Here is a 381-nt window from a genome sequence, read left to right as displayed (position 1 = left end):
TGGTGATGTTCTCATAAGCGCCCTTAAAGCTGCTCCAAATGTTACTGTGACTCTCATCGATGCCCAGACAGTGCAAGAAGCAATTCAAAAAGCTCAAGCCGAAAATTATAACGTCGTCGTAATAATTCCAGAGGATTTCTCCAAAAACATTGAAAATGGGGAAAAGACATATGTTGAAGTTTATGCCGTGTTTAAAGGGATAAGTGCAGGAATCAAAGAGAGCGTAAGTGAAGGAAGAATTAACGCTGTTCTACAAGTCCTTAATGAAGAGTTAGCAAAGCTGAAGATAAGCGAGGCAGTGAACGGTAATCCGGAAGCAATTTTACATCCAATAGATGCAAAAAGCTACTCGGTGATTCAAGGAAGAATTATAGATGTTCC

1 pseudogene is annotated in these 381 nt (G+C 39.9%); it reads left to right on the top strand.

Annotation, left to right across the window (positions count from 1 at the left end):
* Positions 1 to 381 (top strand): annotated as a pseudogene (locus tag E3E37_RS11545) (ABC transporter permease); the annotation flags it as partial.

The organism is Thermococcus sp. ES12 (genome assembly GCF_012027515.1).
GTDB classification, from domain to species: domain Archaea; phylum Methanobacteriota_B; class Thermococci; order Thermococcales; family Thermococcaceae; genus Thermococcus; species Thermococcus barossii.
This window is presented reverse-complemented; position numbering and strand designations above follow the sequence as displayed.